The sequence below is a fragment of the Thermosynechococcus sp. OHK43 genome, from assembly GCF_014466085.1.
Classification (GTDB): Bacteria; Cyanobacteriota; Cyanobacteriia; order Thermosynechococcales; family Thermosynechococcaceae; genus Thermosynechococcus.
In genome coordinates, this window is sequence record NZ_JACOMP010000266.1 from 1 (window position 1) to 3,913 (window position 3,913).

At 56.3% G+C, this 3,913-nt stretch carries 3 protein-coding genes; all 3 read right to left on the reverse strand.

The window, feature by feature from the left end; genetic code table 11:
- A partial coding sequence (locus tag H8Q75_RS11540) for a M3 family metallopeptidase (RefSeq protein WP_297041859.1) occupies positions 1 to 1,537 on the reverse strand: 1,537 nt, incomplete at its 3' end.
- An 11-nt stretch (positions 1,538 to 1,548) separates the two neighbouring features.
- A complete protein-coding gene (locus H8Q75_RS11545; RefSeq protein WP_024124486.1) occupies positions 1,549 to 2,505 on the reverse strand; it encodes a M23 family metallopeptidase in 957 nt (318 codons plus the stop codon).
- 62 nt (positions 2,506 to 2,567) lie between these two features.
- On the reverse strand, positions 2,568 to 3,913 hold a 1,346-nt coding region (mrdA, locus tag H8Q75_RS11550; protein ID WP_297041861.1), incomplete at its 5' end, for a penicillin-binding protein 2.

Here is a 3,913-nt window from a genome sequence, read left to right on the forward strand (position 1 = left end):
CATCCAACTCCACATTGTTAATGCCGGCAGCGCCCGCTTCGTCCACCCGTGTCAGCATGTGGTGCAAACCATGGCCAAATTCGTGGAAGAGGGTTTCCACTTCACTAAAGGTCATCAGGCTGGGCTTGCCATCCACAGGCGGCGTTTGATTGCAGATTAAGTAGGCAACGGGTAAACGGGTACGCCATTCTCCCTGCAGGCGATATTTAGCGCGACCCAGGCAGTCATCCATCCAGGCACCACCGCGTTTCTCGCCAGGACGGCTATAGGGATCAAGGTAAAAGTGGGCGATCGTTAGATTGTTTTCATCTAGAATCGCAAAAAAGCGCACATCGGGATGCCAAACGGGGACTTGGCCATCGGCTGGCACAACCGTCACCCCAAAGAGCCGCTTCACTAAGCCAAATAGACCCTCAAGCACTTGAGGTAAAGGAAAGTAGGGGCGTAGTTCCTCGTCCTTGAAGTCAAAGCGGGCTTCCCGCTGACGTTCTGCCCAATAGGGAATATCCCAGTGCTGCAGATCATTGGCTTCGGGTGCCCCTTGGGCAGCAGCAAAGGCTTTGAGTTCTTCCAGTTCCCGCGCAGCAGCACTGTAGCTGACTTGGCGCAGTTCCTCAAGGAGTTGTTCCACACTGGCCACACTGTCTGCCATTTTGCTGGCAAGGCTGAGTTCAGCATAGGTGTTGAATCCTAAAAGCTGGGCCTCTTCGACGCGCAGGGCAAGGATGCGCTCAAGAATTGGCCGATTATCCCACTCACCACTGCTGGCACGGGAGATGTAGGCACGATAGAGCTGTTCCCGCAAGTCCCGCCGCTGGCTGTGCTGCATAAAGGGGCCAAAGCTGGGGAAGTCGAGGGTAATGTGCCATGGCCCTGTTTCTGGAGTTGCGGTGTCAATGCCATCTTGGCGAGCGGTTTGGGCAGCCAGCGCCAGTAAACTGGGGGGAAGTCCAGCCACTTCATCGGGTTGGGTGAGCTTGAGGCGAAAGGCCTTGGTGGCATCTAAAAGGTTGTTGGAGAATTGGGTAGATAGCTCCGCCAGTTCCAGTTGAATGGCATTGAAGCGCTCCTTGGCGGCACCGGTGAGGCCAACCCCACTGTGTTCGGCATTGCGAATGGCTGCTTCAACGATGCGTTTGCGGGCGGGGGGATAGCTCTGAAATTCTGGACTGGCAGCCAGTGCCTTAAAGCCTTCATAGAGGGGGCGCGATTGTCCCAGACGGGTGTAGAATTCCACCACTTGGGGTTGAACTGCTTCGTAGGCTTGACGCAGCTCAGGACTGTTTTTGACCCCTGTAAGATGGCTAACAATACCCCAGGTCCAATCCAACCGATCGCTGAGGCGTTCTAGGGGTTCCACTAACCCTTCCCACGTGGGGGTAAAGGATTGCTCAAGGGCTTCTAGTTCTTGGGTGAGTTCCTGCAACAGTTGGCGCAGGGCGGGCTCAACATGGCTCACCTGAATCTGATCAAAGGGGGGAAAACCATCGCCCCGCAATAGGGGATTCTCGGTGTGAGGGGAGGTCGCAATAACCATTGGTGTCCTACCTAGGTGCGATTCGACTGCTGACGCGCATGGGCGATCGCCCGCTTTAATTGGGCTAAGGCCAATTCTAACCGCGCTTCGGGAGCCACGGGAACCAACCCTTGGGCGGTCATTTCCTGAATTTCAAAGTGAAGGTGCGGCCCTGTGGCGTTGCCTGTACTTCCCACCAGGCCAATCACATCCCCCTGCTTCACCCATTGGCCAGGATTGACAAAAGTCTGGGAGAGATGGGCATAAAGGGTTTGGTGCGGTTCTGGCGGGTGTTGCAAAATGACGGTGAGGCCATAGCCCCCTAGCCAGTTGGACTCAACCACGCGGCCATCAAAAACCGCCAGCACGGGTGTTCCTTGGGGAGCGCCCAAATCTGTTCCTGAATGGAAGCGGCGATCGCCAAAAATGGGATGGATGCGCCAGCCGAAGGTTGAGGTAATGGGCACCGGAAACGGCAAGGGAAAGAGCAGTTGGCCGCGGTTGACGGTCAGCCAACGCAAGGGATTCGCTCCTGGAAAAGGCTGACGTACATAGGCGGGCGCAGCCGCTTGGGCAGATGGCAAAACATTTCTTGGGTTGGCAGCAACCACAGGGCGATGGAAGACTGGAGCAGAGGGTTGGCGGGTGGCAGGGGTGGTGGGGGGTTGAGGACCTGGGGCTTGGCAAATGTTGTGGGGAATGCTCTCGCTAACGATGGCTTGACAGCCTGTGGAGCGTTCTTGGATCACGATGGGAATGGCGCGGGTGGGCTGAAGGTTTTCGAGGGGTTCACTACCGGGGGGTGGATCCACGGGTTCTGTGGAGAACACAAGAGGCTCACTATCCACTGGTTGAACAGGATTCACTAGGATCGGTGCAGCCGCTTCTGGTTCGACTGGCACAGTTTCGGCAACACTCTGGCGAGTTCCCCAGGTCGCTGTCAATAGACCCAGTGTCAGCCCAAGGGCAATGACGCGCTGCTCGATCATGATTCATCCCCTCACATCCATTCTTTCAAATTCTAGGCGCAACCTTAGGGAATGACAATCTTCTAGCGATCGCGAATCCGCATATAGGCCTGAATCACCTTGAGGACCATGGGGCCACAGACAGACCCACCGCCACCCCCTGAGTTTTCGGCAAAGGCCACAACAACAATTTCCGGGTTCTCGGCAGGGGCATAGGCGCCAAACCAGGTGTGGTTAGGGCGAGGTGGATCTTCCCCTGTACCACTTTTGCCGGCGATCGCCACCTCGGCAATATTCAGAGCCGCTCCTGTACCATTGGTCACCACCTGTCGTAAGCCTTGGCGGAGCACTTGTACGGTAGAAGGCTTCAAATTCAATGACTGTCGCCAGCGATCAGGATTTTCAGAAGCAATCAGGTGCGGACGCACTTTGTAGCCCCCATTCGCAGGCACGGCAAACATCACCGCCGCTTGAACCGGACTCACCTGCAACGCCCCTTGGCCAATGGCCGTGATTAAGGTGTCGCCGTCGTACCAGCCTTCGCCAAAGGTTTTCCGCTTCCACTGGGGATCTGGGACAAAGCCCGCTGCTTCTCCCGGTAAGTCAATGCCCGTTTTGGTGCCCATGCCAAAGCGCCGTGCCCACTCAATCAGCGTTTCAGGACCAATGGCACGTGCAACTTGACCAAAAAAGGTGTTACTGCTCCAAGCTAAGGCGCCCGCAAAGCCCAAAGGCCCAAAGCCTGCCCGATTCCAATCGTGGAAGGCAAAGCCCCCTGTATAAAGAGCAGGATAGGTCATGAGAACAGTATCAGGGCGGAACTTCCCAGACTCTAGAGCCGCCACCGTTGTTACAATTTTGAACGTACTCGCGGGGGGAAACCCTTGGAGGGCACGGTTGACAAAGGGAAATTGCCGCCGCTGGAGCTCATCCCATTGCTCTTGGGTCATACGGCGAGCAAACCAATTGGGGTCAAAGGCAGGGTAACTGGCCAGAGCAAGAATCGAACCATCGCGGGGATTCATCGCCACGATCGCCCCCGGTCGACTCCCTAGGGCCGCTTCCGCCGCTTTTTGCAGGTCTAAATCCACCGAAAGCATAATATCATTCCCCGGGCGGGCCACCTTTTGCCCAAGAATGCGAATGACTTTGCCTTGGCCATCCACCTCCACCTGCTGACCGCCCCAAGTTCCCCGCAGTACTTTTTCATAGGTGGCTTCCACGCCCATTTTGCCTATAACATCCCCAAGGCGATAGCCCTGATCTCGCCGCGCCGCCAGTTCCTCTTCATTCAGTTCCCCAATGTAGCCAATGATGTGGGCCGCCGTTTCACCATGGGGATAAAAGCGCAGGGCTTCACGGTCAATTTCGACCCCCGTCAGCAAATTGCGGTGTTCTTCGAGAGCAACAATTTGCCCTTGGTTAATCC